Below are 14,844 nucleotides of genomic sequence, written 5' to 3' on the forward strand. Positions count from 1 at the left end.
GCTAGCGGTCCTGCAGAAACGTCTCCGCGGCGCGCTGGATCTTGGTGTAGTACGCCGACCAGCCGGCCTCGTCGAGCAGGTCCGCGTCCTTGCCGCCCTGGCCGTCGATCAGTTCGCGGACGATGTCGGCGTGTCCGGCGTGGTGCGCCGTCTCGTCGACGACCCGGACCAGCAGCGCGCCGAACGTCGTACCGCGTTTGCCCTCGGCCCAGTGCGGGACTTCGGCGGGGTGGTCCAGGTCGAGCTCGGCGATCGAGCGGTCGCTGTGCGCGCAGGCTTCGCGGTAGAGGCCGGTGATGTACTCGGTCGACTCGTCCGGCTTCGCCCACAGGTCGGCGCCTTCCCACACCGAGCCGTCCGCCTCCCAGGGCAGGACCTCGGCCGGCGGGCGGCCGACGCTGGTGCCGAGATAGACGTACTCGATGCCGACGAGGTGCTTCACCAGGCCGAGCAGGTTCGTCCCGGACGGTACGAGCGGGCGCCGGCGGTCGTACTCGCTGATCCCGTCGAGCTTCGCGAGCAGCAACGCGCGCGTGTCCTGGAGGTACTGCTGCAGGTGGGACTTCATGGCGCTCCTGGCGGGACGAAGGGAACAACGGGGGCGCCATTCTCGATCAGGCGCAGCAGTGCGGCGGTGTCGGCGTACTCGTCGATCATGTCGGCCAGCCGGTCCAGCCGCTCCTCGCGCAGCCCCGCGAACGAGACCGAACCGTCGGGCGCAGGCTTGCCGGTGAGCTCCGCGACCTCACGCAGGAAGGCATGCCGGGCGGCGTCGTCGTCCAGCAAACCGTGCCAGATGGTTCCCCACACGGTGCCGGCACGACAACCACCTGGGAACTCCTGCGCGTCGCCGATCACGTCGACGACGCCGTGGTGGATCTCGTACGCCGTCGGCGCCGGCCGCGCCAGGACCTTCTCCCGCCCGAAAACCGTTGCGACGGGCAACAACCCCAGCCCGGGGTGATCGCCCCCGGTCTCCACCCCGTCGGGATCAGAGACGACTGTGCCCAGCGCCTGATACCCGCCGCAGATCCCCAGGACCGGACGGCGCTCGGCCACCCGTGCCGTCAGCGCGTCGGCCAGGCCCTGGGCGCGGAGCCAGGCCAGGTCCGCGACCGTGGCACGGGAGCCGGGCAGGACGACGAGGTCGGCGTCGCGGATCTCGGCCGGGCTCGTCGTGAAGAACACGCTGTTGGTCGGCTCGACCGCGAGCGCGTCGAGGTCGGTGAAGTTGCTGATCCGCGGGAACCGCACGACCGCGATCGTCAGCAGGTCGCCCGGCGAGGTCCGCCGTACCGGGATGTCGAGCGCGTCCTCGGAGTCCAGCCAGAGCTCGGGCAGCCAGGGCAGGACACCGTACGTCGGGCGGCCCGTGACCGAGGTCAGCATGTCGATGCCCGGCTGCAGGAGCGACACGTCGCCGCGGAACTTGTTCACCAGGAACCCGCTGACCAGCGCCTGGTCGGCGGCGTCGAGCAGCGCGACCGTGCCGAACATCGACGCGAACACGCCGCCGCGGTCGATGTCGCCGACCACGACGACCGGCGCTCGCGTGTGCTGTGCGAGGCCCATGTTCACGTAGTCCGACTGCCGCAGGTTGATCTCCGCCGGACTGCCCGCGCCCTCACTGATCACGACGTCGTAGCGCGACGCGAGATCGTCGTACGCCGCGAACGCCGCCTTCGCCAGCTCGGCCCGCTCGGTCAGGAACCCGCGCGCGGACAGCTCACCCCACGGCTGGCCCATCAGGACCACATGGCTGCGCCGGTCGCTGCCGGGTTTGAGCAGCACCGGGTTCATCGCCGCCTCGGGTTCGGCGCCGGCCGCGACGGCCTGGATCCACTGTGCGCGGCCGATCTCGGTGCCGTCCGCGCAGACCATCGAGTTGTTCGACATGTTCTGCGCCTTGTACGGCGCGACCCGGACGCCCTGTCGCGCCAGCCACCGGCACAGCCCGGTGACGACGGTCGTCTTCCCGGCGTCGGACGTCGTACCGGCGATCAGCAGCGAACCCACGACGTCATCTTAGGGTTCCTGTTCGCGCCGCCGTTCAGCCCTCGGCAGCCGCGGCGTCGCGCCCTGGAAGCGGGTACTCCCGCTCGTCGACGACAGCGGTGTCGCGATGTTCTCCAGCGACTTGCCTTCCGCGTCCACGCCGAAGAACCAGGCGATCAGGCCGCCGATCAGCATCACGGCCGCGCCGATGATGTAGCCGACCGTCAGCGGCCCGCGCGCCGGGTGGTCGCCCTCACCGATCAGCGAGGCGAACAGGAACGGCGCGATCACACCGCCGGTCAGCTGCGAGATCGCGAAGAAGAACGAGATCGCCTGCCCGCGCAACTCGATCGGGAAGATCTCGCTCACCGTCAGGTACGCCGACGACGCGCCGGCCGACGCGAAGAAGAACACCACGCACCACAACCCGGTCAGCGATGCGGCGTTCAGAACGCCGGCGTTGAACAGCAGCGCCGTGATGAACAGCACAACGGCGGCCAGCGTGTAGGTGCCGAGGATCATCTTCCGGCGGCCGATGGTGTCGAACAGGCGCCCGAGCAGCAGCGGCCCGGCCAGGTTCCCGATCGCGAACGGGAAGAAGTACAGCGCGACGCTGGAGTCGTTCAGGCCGAAGTACGACTTCAGCACCAGCGCGTAGGTGAAGAAGATCGCGTTGTAGAGGAACGCCTGGGTGACCATCATCGAGAAGCCGAGGAACGAGCGGCTGCGGTAGTCGCGCAGCATCACCCGGGCGATCTCGCGGTACGTCACCGGCGGGTAGTCGACCACCTCGATCGCCTCGTCGTCGCCGACCTGGCGCAGCTCGCCGCCCTGCTGCCGGACCTTCGCCTCGATGTCGTCGACGGTCCGTTCGGCCTCCTCGACCCGGCCGTGCGTCATCAGCCAGCGCGGGCTCTCCGGGATGTGCCGGCGCAGGTAGATGATGATCAGCCCCAGCACCGGGCCGATCAGGAAGCACAGCCGCCAGCCCCACTCGATCGGGACGATGTCGGTGTTCAGGAACACCAGGCCGACCGCCGAACCGATCAGCGCGCCGGCCCAGTAGGTGCCGTTCACGCCGATGTCGACCCGGCCGCGGTACCGCGACGGGATCAGCTCGTCGATCGCGGAGTTGATCGCGGCGTACTCGCCGCCGATGCCCATCCCGGCGACGAACCGGAAGAACAGCAGCGACCCGAGGTTCCAGGACAGCCCGGCCGCGCCGGAGGCGATCAGGTAGACGAGCAGTGTGACGATGAACAGGCTGCGGCGCCCGAGCCGGTCGGTCAGCCGGCCGAACAGCAGCGCGCCGACCACCTCGCCGGCCAGGTAGACCGACGCCATCAGACCGACCTCGGAGGTGGTCAGATGCAGCGTCTCGGGCTCCTTCAGCACGTTCCCGACCAGGGAGACGAGCTGGATCTCGAGGCCGTCCAGGATCCAGGAGACGCCCAGACCGACGACGATCATCCAGTGGAACCGTGTCCACGGCAGCCGGTCCATGCGGGCCGGCACGAGACTCGGTATCGCCTTCCCGTGCTCCAACGCGTGCTCGCTCATCCCAGCTCCTCCCGGACCATGACGGTGGTTGTCGAAAGCCCAACGGCCGGTACCCCGGCAGTCACGGTCCTCAAACGCTGGGTGACGGTGGCTAGAGTGGCGATCATGCAGAACGACATCACCGTGGTGGACGCCAAGGAGCAGAGTCGCTACGAGGCGCACGACGCCGACGGCACGCTGATGGGCTTCGTCGACTACCGGTTGCACCCAGGCGTAATCGTCTTCCTCCACGCCGAGACGCTGCCGGAGTTCCGCGGCCGCGGCGTGGCCGGCACGATCGCCACCAAGTCCCTCGACGACGCCCGCGCAGGTGGTCTCCGGGTGAAGCCGGCCTGCCCGTTCTACCAGGACTTCCTCGCCGAGCACACGGAGTACGCCGACCTGGTGAAGGCGGCGCAGCAGTGACCGCACCGGTGCTGGGCAAGCTGGACTGGCAGCCGGCCGCCGAGGTGCCGGAGCTGCTGGCGGCGCCAGTGCGGGACGCGCTCGGCGACCTGCCGGCGTACGCGGCCGGTATCGACCCCGGGCTCGCCGACACCGCGGCCTTCTGCGCGGAGTACGACGTACCGATGGCCGCCTCGGCGAACTGCGTGGTCGTGCTCGGCAAGCGCGCCGGCGAGGAGTCGTACGCCGCGGTGCTGGTGCTGGCCACGGACCGCGCCGACGTGAACGGCGTGATCCGCAAGCACCTCGGCGTCCGGAAGATCTCGTTCGCCGCGCAGGACGACGCGGTCGGCACGACCGGCATGGAGTACGGCGGGATCACGCCGATCGGGCTGCCCGCGGACTGGCCGGTGCTCGTCGACGAAGCGGTCGTGCGGGCCGGGCCGGTGGTGATCGGCAGCGGCATCCGCGGCTCGAAGATCCTGATCGACGGCGCGGAGCTGGCCTCGTTGCCGACCGCGGCCGTGCTGGACCTCGCCCAGCACTGACCCCGGACGAGCCCTGCCTGAGCCCCGATGGAGCAGCACGACTGGCCCGCCGAGTACGCCGAACTGACGGCGGCGGGCCGGCGTGCGCCGCTGCCGCCCGCGGACCTCGACCGGCTCGCGGTCGCCGCCTTCGTGCTCGGGCGCGACGACGAGGTCGCGGCGTACCGGGAGCGGGCCTACGAGGAGCATCTCGCCCGCGGCGACGTGGTGGCCGCGCTCCGCAGTGGGTTCTGGCTCGGGTTCCACCTGCAGCAGCACGGCGAGCTCGCGCGGGCCGCTGGATGGCAGGCGCGGATCGAGCGGCTGATCCCCGAAGACAGCCCGCAGCTGGCCGGGATGGTCGCCATGGCCGACGCCGCGCTGCGGATGAACTCCGGCGACCCGGCCGCCGCGCTCCCCCTGTTCGAGCAGAACATGGGCTGGGCGACCGAGCCGGACGCGATCGTGCTGGCTGCTCTCGGCCGCGGTAACTGCCTGAACATGCTCGGGCGCGGCGCCGAGGCGCTCAAGGCGCTGGACGAGGCGATGGTGCACGTGACCGCCAGCCAGGTCGGCCCGGAGGTCGCCGGGATGGCGTACTGCTCGGTGATCGCGCTGTGCATGAACCTCTACGACATCCGCCGCGCCCAGGAGTGGACACAGGCGCTGACCGGCTGGTGCGACCAGCAGTCCGGTCTCGTCCCGTACCGCGGGGCGTGTCTGGTGCACCGCGCGCAGATCCTGCAGTACCGCGGCGCCTGGTCCGATGCGGCCGACGCGGCCGAGGACGCGTGCCGCCGGCTCTCAGCCGGCACCGTCGGTTCGGCCTGGTACCGGCTCGCGGAGGTCGAACGCCGTCGCGGGCACGCCGAGGCCGCCGAACGCGCGTACCTGTCGGCAGCCGCGGACGGGATGGATGTCCAGCCCGGTCTCGCCCTGCTGCGGGCCGGGCAGGGCCGGGTCGACGTCGCGATCGCGGGCCTCGAGCGGGCCCTGGCCGAGGACTCGTTCTCCCCGAACCGGCCGATGCTGCTCGCCGCGCGGGCGGAGCTCGCGGTCTCCGGCGGCGACCGCGAGACCGCCCGCAAGGCGGCCGCCGAGCTGACCGAGCTGGCGCGCGCGGACTCGCCGTACCTGCAGGCAATGGCGGCGTCCTGCGAGGGCGCGGTGCGGATCGCGTGCGGCGATCCCCAGGGCGCGATCCCGTTGCTGCGACGCGCGTGGTCGCTGTGGCAGCAACTCGACATGCCGTACGAAGGCGCGCACACGCGGTTGCTGGTCGGGCGCGCGTGCCGAGCGCTCGGCGACGTCGACGCCGAGCAGATGGAGATCGACAGCGCGCGGGCCGTGTTCGAGCGGCTCGGCGCGGTGGTCGACCTCGCCGCCTTGGAGTCGGACCGCGGCAGCGGGCTCAGTCCCCGAGAGCTCGAAGTACTGCGGTTGCTCGCGACCGGCGCGACGAACCGGGCCGTCGCCGATCGGCTGTTCCTGAGTGAGCGCACGGTCGCCCGGCACGTCAGCAACATCTTCGTGAAGCTCGGTGTGAACAGCCGGGCCGCCGCGACGGCGTACGCCTACGAGAACGGACTGACTGGGTAGAAATGACCATTGGCCATCCGGGAAGTGGCGTCATCGGTTGATGTGCGAGTCCACGGCCGAGCCCTACCTTGAGGGTTATGGACAAGGTCGGAACAGTGGTGATCGGCGCGGGACAGGCCGGGCTGGCGATCGGGTACTACCTGCACAAGGATCGCGAGGACTTCGTCGTCCTCGACGGGAACGAACGCGTCGGCGACTGCTGGCGGCAACGGTACGACTCGCTGCGGCTGTTCAGCCTGCCGCGGTACGCGAGCCTTCCGGGGCTGCGGATCGGCACGCAGGACTGCCCGAGCCGCGACGAGATGGCCGACTACCTCGAGCAGTACGCCGTACATCACGAGCTGCCGGTGCGGACCAGCGTACGGGTGACGCGGCTGTCGCGGGACGACGAGGGCTTCCTGGTGGAGACGACAGCCGGCGACTGGCGGGCCGGCAACGTCGTCGTGGCGGCCGGCATGCATACGGTGCCGCGGTGGCCGTCGTTCGCGGATCAGCTCGATCCATCGATCACGCAGCTGCACTCGATGGAGTACCGGAACCCGTCGCAGCTCGCGGACGGGACCGTGCTGGTCGTTGGTGCGGCCAACTCCGGGACCGACATCGCGCTCGAGGCCGTGAAGACACACCGCACCCTGCTCGCCGGCCGGCACCCGGGACAGGTGCCCGTCGACATCGACTCCACGGCAGGGCACTTCTTCACGCCGATCGTGATGTTCCTGTTCAAGTACGTGCTGACCCGCGGTACGCCGATGGGCCGCAAGGCGATCGCGAACGCCGTCCGCAACGGGCTGCCGCTGACCCGCAACAAGCTCGAGCACCTCGACGCGGCCGGGATCGAGCGGATCGGGCGCATCGAGGGAACCCGCCACGGCCGGCCGGTGACCGCCGACGGCGACGTCCTCGACGACGTCCGGACGGTGGTCTGGTCCACCGGGTCGGATCCGGATCACCGGTGGATCGACCTGCCGGTCTTCGACGACGCCGGCCGGCCGCGGCAGGAGCGCGGCGTGTCCACCGACGTACCGGGGCTGTACTTCCTCGGGCTGGACTTCCAGTACGCGATCGCGTCCGCGAGCATCCAGGGCGTGGACCGGGATGCTCGCTTCCTCGTCAAACATTTCGGCCGCCGGACCGCCGACCGCGCGATACCTGTGGACAGCCGGTAGCATCTCCCGCTGAAATGGGTGCGTGGCTGGGCGTGGGTCAGGGTGAGTGAGCAGACGGTGAGCGGCGGCGACGGTGGACCGACGGCACTCCGGATCATGCTCGGCGGGCAGTTGCGGCGGATGCGTGAATCCGCCGGGATCAGTCGCGCCGACGCGGGCTGGCAGATCCGGGCCTCGGAGTCCAAGGTCAGCCGGATGGAACTCGGCCGCGTCGGGTTCAAGGAACGCGACGTCAACGACCTGCTCGAGCTGTACGGGATGGCCGACGAGGACGAGCGGTTCCGGTTGATGGAACTGGCCCGGGCCGCGAACAACCCGGGCTGGTGGTCGCGGTACGGCGACGTGATGCCGAGCTGGTTCGCGAACTACGTCGGCCTCGAGGTCGCGGCGACGCTGATCCGGACGTACGAGGTGATGTTCGTCCCGGGCCTGCTGCAGACCGAGGAGTACGCGCGCGCCGTCGTCCAGATGGGCAAGTCGTTCCTGCCGAACCAGGAGGTCGACCAGCGGGTGGAGCTGCGGGTCACCCGGCAGCAGATCCTGACCCGGCCGAACCCGGCCCGGCTGTGGGTCGTCATCGACGAGTCCGTGCTGCACCGGCCGGTCGGCGGCGAGGAGGTCATGCGGGCCCAGATCGAGCACCTGCTCAAGTGGTCCCAGCAGCCGAACATCACCCTGCAGGTGATGCCGTTCAGCAGCGTCGGCTACCCGGGTGCGGGTGGCGCGTTCAGCCTGCTGCGGTTCCCCGACGGCGACCTGCCGGACATCGTCTACATCGAGCACGCGGCCAGCGCGATGTACCTCGACAAGCTCGAGGAGGTCGACGAGTACGTCGCGATCATGGAAGGGCTGACGATCTCCGCGGCCCCGGTGTCCTCGACCGAGGGCCTGCTGCTGCGGGCCCTCGCGAGGATGTAGCTCAGGCGACCTTGAGGTCGACCTTGATGTTGCCGCGGGTGGCGTTGGAGTACGGGCACACCTGGTGTGCCTTCGCGACCAGGTCCTCGGCAGTGGGGGTGTCCAGGCCGGGCAGACTGACCACCAGAGCGACCTCGAGGCCGTAGCCGGCGCCGCCGTTGATCGGGCCGATGCCGACCTCGGCGGTGACGGTCGAGCCGTCGACATCCAGACGAGCCTTGCGCGCAACGACCTTCAGCGCGCTGTGGAAGCAGGCCGCGTAGCCCGCCGCGAACAGCTGCTCGGGGTTGGTGCCGTTGCCGGTGCCGCCCATCTCGGCCGGCGGCGCGACCACGACGTCGAGCTTGCCGTCGTTGGTGGCTACCTTGCCGTCGCGGCCGCCGTGCGCGGTGGCGTGAGCGGTGTACAAGACCTTCTCTACTGCGACAGTCATCGTGACTTCTTCCTAGTGGGAGGGATCCAGCAGGAGCTTGCCGACGGTCCGGCGAGCTCGCATGTCTTCGTGGGCGGTGGCGACGTCGGACAGCGCATACTCGCCGCCGACGATCGGGCGGAGCTTGCCGGCCGCGGTCAGGTCGAACAGCTCGGCGAGCGGACCGCCGAGCAGTTGCGGGTTCGCGAAGCAGTCGGCCAGCCAGAAGCCGGCGATGGTCTTGGAGCCCTTCATCAACCGGCCCGGGTCGATCGGCGCGGCCTGCTGCCGGGACGCGGCGCCGAAGGTGACCAGGCGGCCGAAGCGGGCCAGCGCGGCGAACGACTCGTCCAGGGTCTGGCCGCCGACCATCTCGAGCACGATGTCCACAGGCTTGCCGCCGTTCGCCTCGAGGATGCGATGCTTCAGGCCCTCCGGCGTACCGTCGATGGCCCCGTCGATTGCGCTGTCGGCGCCGAGCTCGAGGACCTGCTTGCGCTTCTCCTCGGTCGAGGCGGTCGCGATCACGCGGCCGGCGCCCCACAGCTCGGCCAGCTGGACAGCGAGTGAGCCGACACCGCCGGCACCGGCGTGCACGAGGACGGACTCCCCCGGCTGCAGGTGCGTCGACGTCTTCAGCAGGTGCCACGCGGTGGTGCCCTGCAGGGCGAGCGCGAGCGCCTGGCCGTCGGTCACATCCTCCGGCACGTCCCACGCGTACGGCGCGTGCGCCACCGTCTGCTCGGCGTACCCGCCCGAACCGACCAGGGCGACCACACGACGACCGTCGGCCGTGTGCCCGACGACCTCGCCGCCCGGGATGAGCGGAAGCTCGGTCTTCGACAGGTAGCTGTTCTCGACCTGGTGGGTGTCCGCGTAGTTGATGCCCGCGCGGTCGACCGTGATCAGGACCTGCCCGTCGCCGGCGACCGGCTCCGGGACGTCGCTGACCTTCAGGACCTCTGGGCCGCCGAACTCGGTGATCTGAATGGCTCGCATACACCGTACTATACACTGTACGTTATGGAGGTCGAAGGGAGCTGGGTCACATGGCGCGGACGCCGCGGAACACGCTGAGCGCGGAGCTGATCGTGCGGACCGCGCTCGAGCTGATGGAGGCGAAGGGCACCGACGCGTTCAGCCTGCGCGGGGTCGCCGCCGAGCTGGGCGTCGGCCCGATGGCGCTCTACACCTACTTCCGGAACAAGGACGACCTGTACGACGCCGTCCGCGATCATCTGATGGGTCTCCTGCCGGACGTCCCGCAGGACGTGCCGTGGCCGGACCAGGTGCGCGCGGTCTGCCGGTCGCTTCGGCTGCTGATGCTCGAGCACCCTTGCCTTGCGCAACTACTCGCGGGACGCCCGTTGAGCGGTCACGAGACGGCCCGGGTCGCGGAGGGACTTCTCGGCGTACTGCGGGCGGCCGGGTTCGCCCCGGAGACGGCGGCGCGGACCCATACGACCTTGTTCACCTACGTTTTGGGGTCGACGTCGTGGGAGATCCAGATGGCCGCCGAGCGCCGTGATCCCGAGGCCTGGCGGCGGTTGCGGGCGTCGATGGAATCGCTGTCCGCGCGGGACTTCCCGTCCGTGGTGGAGCTGGCGCCGGAGCTCGCGCGCACGACCGGGGGCGACGAACAGTTCGACTACGGCCTCGACCTGCTGCTCGCCGGACTCAGAACACCATCGTGACGATGGCCAGGACGCCGATGCAGACGATCAGCGTCCGCAACGCGATCGGCGGCAGCCGGCGGCCGTAGCGGGCGCCGAGGAAGCCGCCGATGGTGGAGCCGGCCGCGATCAGCGCGGCGGCGAGCCAGTCGACGTCGGAGACGATCACGAACAGGATCGCGGCGACGGTGTTCACGACCGTGGCCAGGACGTTCTTCAGGCCGTTCATCCGCTGCAGGTTCGAGTCGAGGCCGAGGCCGAGGATCGCCATCAGCAGCACGCCTTGCGCGGCCCCGAAGTACCCGCCGTACACACCGGTCGCGAAGACGGCGGGGATCACCCACCAGGCCCCGCGATGCAGATGCGACGGCGCGCTGATCAACTTCGACAGCCACGGCTGGAACGCGACGAGCAGACAGCCGAGCAGGATCAGCACCGGCACGACGGCGTGGAACGCGGAGTCCGGCAGCGTGAGCAGCAGCACTCCCCCGACGATGCCGCCGGCCAGCGACGCCGGCACCAGCCGGAGCATCCGGCCGCGCTGCCCTTCGAGCTCGCGGCGGTAGCCGATCGCGCCGGCCGCCGTACCGGGCGCCAGGCCGACCGTGTTGCTGACGTTCGCCAGCACCGGAGGGATGCCGACGGCAAGCAACGCGGGGAAGGTGAGCAGCGTGCCCGACCCCACCACGGCGTTGATCGTTCCCGCGCCCATCCCCGCCAGCAGGACGAACACCGCCTCGAACCATGTCATCGCTGAAGAACTCTACGCACCTGACCGCCGCACCGCAGAACTGTCCGACCGCTGAACAGCCCGCCCGGTGGGCCGGGCGGGCTGGGTGGTGGTTGGGGTTTAGCGCTGCGGGGGTTCCTGCGCGGGGGGCTCCTGGGTCGGAGCGGGCGGCGGGACCGACGGGGTGGTCGGCGCGGCCTGGCTGCGGGTGCTGACGGCCGCGGACTCGGCCGCCGCGATCGCCTCGCGGACGGCGTTGTCGGCCTCGGCCACCGCGGCTCCACCCGAGCCGTTGCCGACGCCGGCGGTGTCGAGCTCCGGCACCTGGCCGTTCTCGATCTGCGGCGCCTCCCAGTTGCCCTCGGCCTGCTGCGCGATCCCGGCCACCTGGCCGACCGCGCTGCCGAGACCCTTGAGCGCGTCGCCGATCTCGCTCGGCACGATCCAGAGCTTGTTCGCGTCGCCCTGGGCGATCGACGGCAGCATCTGCAGGTACTGGTACGCGAGCAGACCCTGGTCCGGCTTGCCGGCGTGGATCGCGTTGAAGACCGTGGTGATGGCCTGCGCCTCACCCTGCGCCTTCAGGATCCGGGCCTGCCGCTCGGCCTCGGCACGGAGGATGCGGGACTGCTTGTCACCTTCGGCGGTGAGGATCGCGGACTGCTTCTGGCCCTCGGCGGACAGGACGGCCGACTGCCGCATACCTTCCGCGGTGAGGATCGCGGCGCGCTTGTCGCGGTCGGCGCGCATCTGCTTCTCCATGGAGTCCTGGATCGACGGCGGCGGGTCGATCGAGCGCAGCTCGACCCGGTTGACCCGGATACCCCACTTGCCGGTCGCCTCGTCCAGCACGTACCGGAGCTTCTCGTTGATCTCCTCGCGCGAGGTCAGCGTCTGCTCCAGGTCCATGCCGCCGATGATGTTGCGCAGCGTCGTCATGGTCAGCTGCTCGATCGCCTGGATGTAGTTGGAGATCTCGTACGTCGCCCGCACCGGGTCGTTCACCTGGAAGTAGATGACGGAGTCGATCGACACCATCAGGTTGTCCTCGGTGATGACGCCCTGCGGCGGGAACGCGACGACCTGCTCGCGCATGTCGATGGTGTAGCGGACCTTGTCGACGAACGGGGTCAGCAGGTTCAGCCCCGGCTGCAGGCCGGTCTTGAACTTACCGAACCGTTCGACGATGCCGACGGTCTGCTGCTGCACCACCCGGACGGACTTGATGAGTGTGACGATCACCAGTAAGGCGACCAATGCCAGCACTACGAGGAACGCGGTCACTCGACCCTCCACTCGACAGAACGCTCAGGACGGACAGTCTTCCGTATGGACGGGCCATCCCGCGTACCGGTTCCCGGCGCGTCGGGTAGGTCCTGCCGCCCTACTTCCGACAGTACTGCGCGGACAGCTCAGACCTGAGGCGGGTCGTTCGGCTTCGGCGGCTCGGTGGCGTCGAGCTGGTGGTGCAGCGGTTCGCCGACCGGGTACACGACCGCGGTCGCGCCGTCGATCGACATCACCTCGACGCGGGTCCCCGGCGCGATCGTCGACACCTCGTCGTACGGCCGGGCCGTCCAGAGCTCGCCGCCGAGCCGGATCGAGCCGCCGCCGTCGGGATGGATCTCCTTCACCACCGTGCCGGTGCGGCCGATCACGTGCGCCGAGCCGGTCTTCAGCTCCTGGCCGTGATGGATCTTCCGGACGATCATCGGACGGATCGCGGCGAGCATCGCGGCCGCGGTGACCAGCCCGACGACGATCTGCAGCCAGAGCAGCCCCGGGAAGAACGCCGCCACCCCGGCCGCGGTGAGCGCACCAGCGGCCAGCATCAGCAACGTGAAGTCGAGCGAGGCCAGCTCGGCCAGGCCGAGGACGGCGGCGATCGTCAGCCACGCCGCCCACATGTTGTCCCGCAGCCAATCCATCATTTCCCAAGCCTATCCACGTCGGGGGCTCCCAGCAGGTGTTTCGACGCGTCACCGGCCCGCTGGGATCCGGCGTCAGAGGGCGCGGGCGGTGTAGCGGCCATCCTCCTGCTTGAGGGTGAGGGCGAGGTCGAAGGTCTCGCTGAGGTTCTCGGCGGTGAGGGCCTCGTCCATCGGGCCGGCGGCGACGATGCGGCCCTGCTTGAGCAGCAGGGCGTGGGTGAAGCCGGGCGGGATCTCCTCCACGTGGTGGGTGACGAGCACCATCGCCGGCGCCCCGACCGCGGTCGCGATCGCGCTGAGCGAGCGGACCAGCTGCTCCCGTCCGGTCAGGTCGAGACCGGCCGCGGGCTCGTCCATCAGCATCAGCTCGGGGTCGGTCATCAGCGCCCGGGCGATCTGCACCCGCTTCCGCTCCCCCTCGGACAGCGTGCCGAACGTCCGGTCGGCCAGGTGTCCGATCCCGAGCTCGGTCAGCAGCGCCGCGGCCCGCTCGTGATCCAGCTCGTCGTACTCCTCGATCCAGCGGCCGAGCACGGCGTACGACGCCGAGACCACGACGTCGGACACCCGCTCGCCCTTCGGCAGCCGGTCCGCGAGCGCGGCGCTGGTCAGGCCGATCCGCGGCCGCAGCTCGAAGACGTCGACCGCGCCGAGCACCTCACCGAGCAGACCGGCGACACCGGACGTCGGGTGCAGCTGTGCGGCGAGCACCTGCAGCAGGGTCGTCTTGCCGGCGCCGTTCGGCCCGATCACCACCCACCGGTCGGCCTCGTCGATCGTCCAGTCGATCCCGTCGACCAGCCGCGAGTCACCGCGGACGATCGTCACCCCGGCCAGCTCCACCACTGCAGTCATGCTCAAAACCTAAGGGGTCCGCCTCGGTGACTCCTCTCCGGGTGCCGGCGGACTCCCAGCACTCACCAACTCCACGTGCGGGCGCCGTGCGACGCGCTCGCCAGGCGCACAACTCAGCTGGCGCCCAGGTTGGTGAGTGACGCAGGTCCGGCACGCGACGAACCCACCACCCTCTGAGAGACTTGCGGGCGTGCTGACGACCTCCGCCTCGCTTCGGTTCACGGTCTGGACGAACGCGATGCTGACCGGTGCCTGCGATCCCGACACCGCCGCGCAGAAGATCCTCGGCGACGACGTCGGTCACCACGTGGCCGGTCTCGCCGGACACCCCGAGCCGGCCACACTGCCGGTCGCGCTGAACCTGCTGCGCGCCGCGGGGACGACGCAGGCGCATCTCGCCCTGCCGATCCCCGGCGACCCGATCGGCCTGGCCGGGCCGCCGCCGTTCAACGAGGCCGCGCTGGAGACCGGCGAGGCCGTCGTCCTGACGGGGCCGGAGCTCGGACTGGTTCCGTCGTACGTCGGTCCCGCGGTGCAGTGGACCGTGCTGCCGGCGGTGTCGCCGCTGCCCGCGGACTTCGGCGAGGCGGACCGCGCGCTGCGGATGGCGCTGATCGACGCGGCCGAGTCGCTGGCCGCGCTGGACGTGGCGCGCTGGAAGCCCGAGGTCGCGGACGCGCTGATCGACATCCGCAAGATCGGGCGCGGGCGCGGCGACGACCTGGCGCCGGGATACGAACCCCGCGCGGTGAAGACCGCCGCGACCGCGCGCCGCTGCCTCGCGATCGCCGACGCGGCCCTCGAGGACGACGGCGCCGCGCTGACCGGCGCGGAGGCGGACGCCCGGCGCCGCGCCCTCCTCGGCCTCGCAGCCGCCGCCCGCCGAGCCCTAGTCGCCGCCTGCGCCCCACCCGCGCCCTAACCCCCACCCACCCCACCCCGCGCGCCACCCCGCCGCGCCGCCGCGGCGCCCCTTCGGCGCGGGCGAGGCGACTTTGTGCACCGGGGCCGTGGCGCGGCGCTTCGGCGTGCGGATCTGGTGCACGAAGTGGCCGGAATTCGGGCGGTGGGGGCGCCCTGCGCGGGGGTTGGGT

At 70.6% G+C, this 14,844-nt stretch carries 16 protein-coding genes; 7 read left to right on the forward strand and 9 right to left on the reverse strand.

All coding sequences use genetic code 11. The features are described from left to right. Position 1: 1 nt before the first annotated feature. The 3 genes from AB0I12_RS14940 to AB0I12_RS14950 are packed head-to-tail and all read right to left on the reverse strand — an operon-like array spanning position 2 to position 3,555. Positions 2–568, reverse strand: coding sequence for a DinB family protein (locus AB0I12_RS14940; protein ID WP_359929359.1), 567 nt, complete (start codon positions 566–568; stop codon positions 2–4). Next, positions 565–2,016, reverse strand: coding sequence for a cobyric acid synthase (locus AB0I12_RS14945; protein ID WP_359929360.1), 1,452 nt, complete (start codon positions 2,014–2,016; stop codon positions 565–567). Before AB0I12_RS14945 ends, AB0I12_RS14940 begins: the two co-directional genes overlap by 4 nt. A gap of 9 nt (positions 2,017–2,025) precedes the next feature. Next, positions 2,026–3,555: an MFS transporter gene (locus AB0I12_RS14950; protein WP_359929362.1), complete on the reverse strand. Its 1,530-nt coding sequence runs from the start codon at positions 3,553–3,555 to the stop codon at positions 2,026–2,028. A 105-nt stretch (positions 3,556–3,660) separates the two neighbouring features. Here AB0I12_RS14950 and AB0I12_RS14955 point away from each other — a divergent pair, with 105 nt between their 5' ends. The 5 genes from AB0I12_RS14955 (at position 3,661) to AB0I12_RS14975 (ending at position 8,149) form a co-directional block, all read left to right on the forward strand. After that, a complete protein-coding gene (locus tag AB0I12_RS14955) occupies positions 3,661–3,960 on the forward strand; it encodes a GNAT family N-acetyltransferase (protein WP_355690603.1) in 300 nt (99 codons plus the stop codon). Further along, a complete protein-coding gene (locus AB0I12_RS14960; RefSeq protein WP_359929364.1) occupies positions 3,957–4,487 on the forward strand; it encodes a YbaK/EbsC family protein in 531 nt (176 codons plus the stop codon). The genes AB0I12_RS14955 and AB0I12_RS14960 overlap by 4 nt, the downstream gene beginning before the upstream one ends. A 27-nt stretch (positions 4,488–4,514) precedes the next feature. Beyond that, a complete protein-coding gene (locus tag AB0I12_RS14965; protein WP_359929366.1) occupies positions 4,515–6,065 on the forward strand; it encodes a LuxR C-terminal-related transcriptional regulator in 1,551 nt (516 codons plus the stop codon). 77 nt (positions 6,066–6,142) lie between these two features. Next, positions 6,143–7,231: an NAD(P)/FAD-dependent oxidoreductase gene (locus tag AB0I12_RS14970; RefSeq protein ID WP_359929368.1), complete on the forward strand. Its 1,089-nt coding sequence runs from the start codon at positions 6,143–6,145 to the stop codon at positions 7,229–7,231. 96 nt (positions 7,232–7,327) lie between these two features. Then, positions 7,328–8,149 carry a helix-turn-helix transcriptional regulator gene (locus AB0I12_RS14975; protein WP_359929766.1) on the forward strand — a complete coding sequence of 274 codons (822 nt, stop codon included), beginning with the start codon at positions 7,328–7,330 and terminating at the stop codon, positions 8,147–8,149. A gap of 1 nt (position 8,150) precedes the next feature. On the opposite strand, the gene AB0I12_RS14980 is transcribed toward AB0I12_RS14975, so the two are convergent. Further along, positions 8,151–8,582 carry an organic hydroperoxide resistance protein gene (locus tag AB0I12_RS14980; RefSeq protein ID WP_359929370.1) on the reverse strand — a complete coding sequence of 144 codons (432 nt, stop codon included), beginning with the start codon at positions 8,580–8,582 and terminating at the stop codon, positions 8,151–8,153. 12 nt (positions 8,583–8,594) lie between these two features. Next, positions 8,595–9,560, reverse strand: a complete 966-nt coding sequence (locus tag AB0I12_RS14985) for a zinc-binding dehydrogenase (protein ID WP_359929372.1) — start codon at positions 9,558–9,560, stop codon at positions 8,595–8,597. Between the two features lie 50 nt (positions 9,561–9,610). Between AB0I12_RS14985 and AB0I12_RS14990 the strand changes: the two genes are divergently transcribed. Continuing rightward, positions 9,611–10,255 carry a TetR/AcrR family transcriptional regulator gene (locus AB0I12_RS14990; RefSeq protein ID WP_359929374.1) on the forward strand — a complete coding sequence of 215 codons (645 nt, stop codon included), beginning with the start codon at positions 9,611–9,613 and terminating at the stop codon, positions 10,253–10,255. Here the strand turns inward: AB0I12_RS14990 and AB0I12_RS14995 are convergent. From AB0I12_RS14995 to AB0I12_RS15010, 4 genes are all read right to left on the reverse strand, one after another. Further along, positions 10,239–10,985 carry a sulfite exporter TauE/SafE family protein gene (locus tag AB0I12_RS14995; protein WP_359929376.1) on the reverse strand — a complete coding sequence of 249 codons (747 nt, stop codon included), beginning with the start codon at positions 10,983–10,985 and terminating at the stop codon, positions 10,239–10,241. The two genes, AB0I12_RS14990 and AB0I12_RS14995, sit on opposite strands and share 17 nt — an antisense overlap. 99 nt (positions 10,986–11,084) lie before the next feature. Next, entirely contained in the window at positions 11,085–12,248 is a 1,164-nt protein-coding gene (locus tag AB0I12_RS15000) for an SPFH domain-containing protein (RefSeq protein ID WP_359929378.1), read from the reverse strand. Positions 12,249–12,376: 128 nt separating this feature from the next. Beyond that, on the reverse strand, positions 12,377–12,895 hold the full coding sequence (locus AB0I12_RS15005) for an NfeD family protein (protein WP_355690588.1): 519 nt from the start codon (positions 12,893–12,895) through the stop codon (positions 12,377–12,379). 72 nt (positions 12,896–12,967) lie between these two features. Continuing rightward, entirely contained in the window at positions 12,968–13,750 is a 783-nt protein-coding gene (locus AB0I12_RS15010; protein WP_355479411.1) for an ABC transporter ATP-binding protein, read from the reverse strand. 190 nt (positions 13,751–13,940) lie between these two features. Between AB0I12_RS15010 and AB0I12_RS15015 the strand changes: the two genes are divergently transcribed. Further along, entirely contained in the window at positions 13,941–14,672 is a 732-nt protein-coding gene (locus AB0I12_RS15015; RefSeq protein ID WP_359929381.1) for a hypothetical protein, read from the forward strand. Positions 14,673–14,844: the final 172 nt, after the last annotated feature.

Source organism: Kribbella sp. NPDC050459, assembly GCF_040655315.1.
Classification (GTDB): Bacteria; Actinomycetota; Actinomycetes; order Propionibacteriales; family Kribbellaceae; genus Kribbella.

Coding starts and splice junctions, on each gene's coding strand:
- AB0I12_RS14980 (WP_359929370.1), bottom strand. CDS start 8,582: ATGACTGTCGCAGTAGAGAAGGTCTTGTACACCGCTCACGCCACCGCG.
- AB0I12_RS15005 (WP_355690588.1), bottom strand. CDS start 12,895: ATGATGGATTGGCTGCGGGACAACATGTGGGCGGCGTGGCTGACGATC.
- AB0I12_RS14940 (WP_359929359.1), bottom strand. CDS start 568: ATGAAGTCCCACCTGCAGCAGTACCTCCAGGACACGCGCGCGTTGCTG.
- AB0I12_RS14985 (WP_359929372.1), bottom strand. CDS start 9,560: ATGCGAGCCATTCAGATCACCGAGTTCGGCGGCCCAGAGGTCCTGAAG.
- AB0I12_RS14970 (WP_359929368.1), top strand. CDS start 6,143: ATGGACAAGGTCGGAACAGTGGTGATCGGCGCGGGACAGGCCGGGCTG.
- AB0I12_RS14995 (WP_359929376.1), bottom strand. CDS start 10,985: ATGACATGGTTCGAGGCGGTGTTCGTCCTGCTGGCGGGGATGGGCGCG.
- AB0I12_RS14950 (WP_359929362.1), bottom strand. CDS start 3,555: ATGAGCGAGCACGCGTTGGAGCACGGGAAGGCGATACCGAGTCTCGTG.
- AB0I12_RS14965 (WP_359929366.1), top strand. CDS start 4,515: ATGGAGCAGCACGACTGGCCCGCCGAGTACGCCGAACTGACGGCGGCG.
- AB0I12_RS14955 (WP_355690603.1), top strand. CDS start 3,661: ATGCAGAACGACATCACCGTGGTGGACGCCAAGGAGCAGAGTCGCTAC.
- AB0I12_RS15010 (WP_355479411.1), bottom strand. CDS start 13,750: ATGACTGCAGTGGTGGAGCTGGCCGGGGTGACGATCGTCCGCGGTGAC.
- AB0I12_RS14990 (WP_359929374.1), top strand. CDS start 9,611: ATGGCGCGGACGCCGCGGAACACGCTGAGCGCGGAGCTGATCGTGCGG.
- AB0I12_RS14975 (WP_359929766.1), top strand. CDS start 7,328: ATGCTCGGCGGGCAGTTGCGGCGGATGCGTGAATCCGCCGGGATCAGT.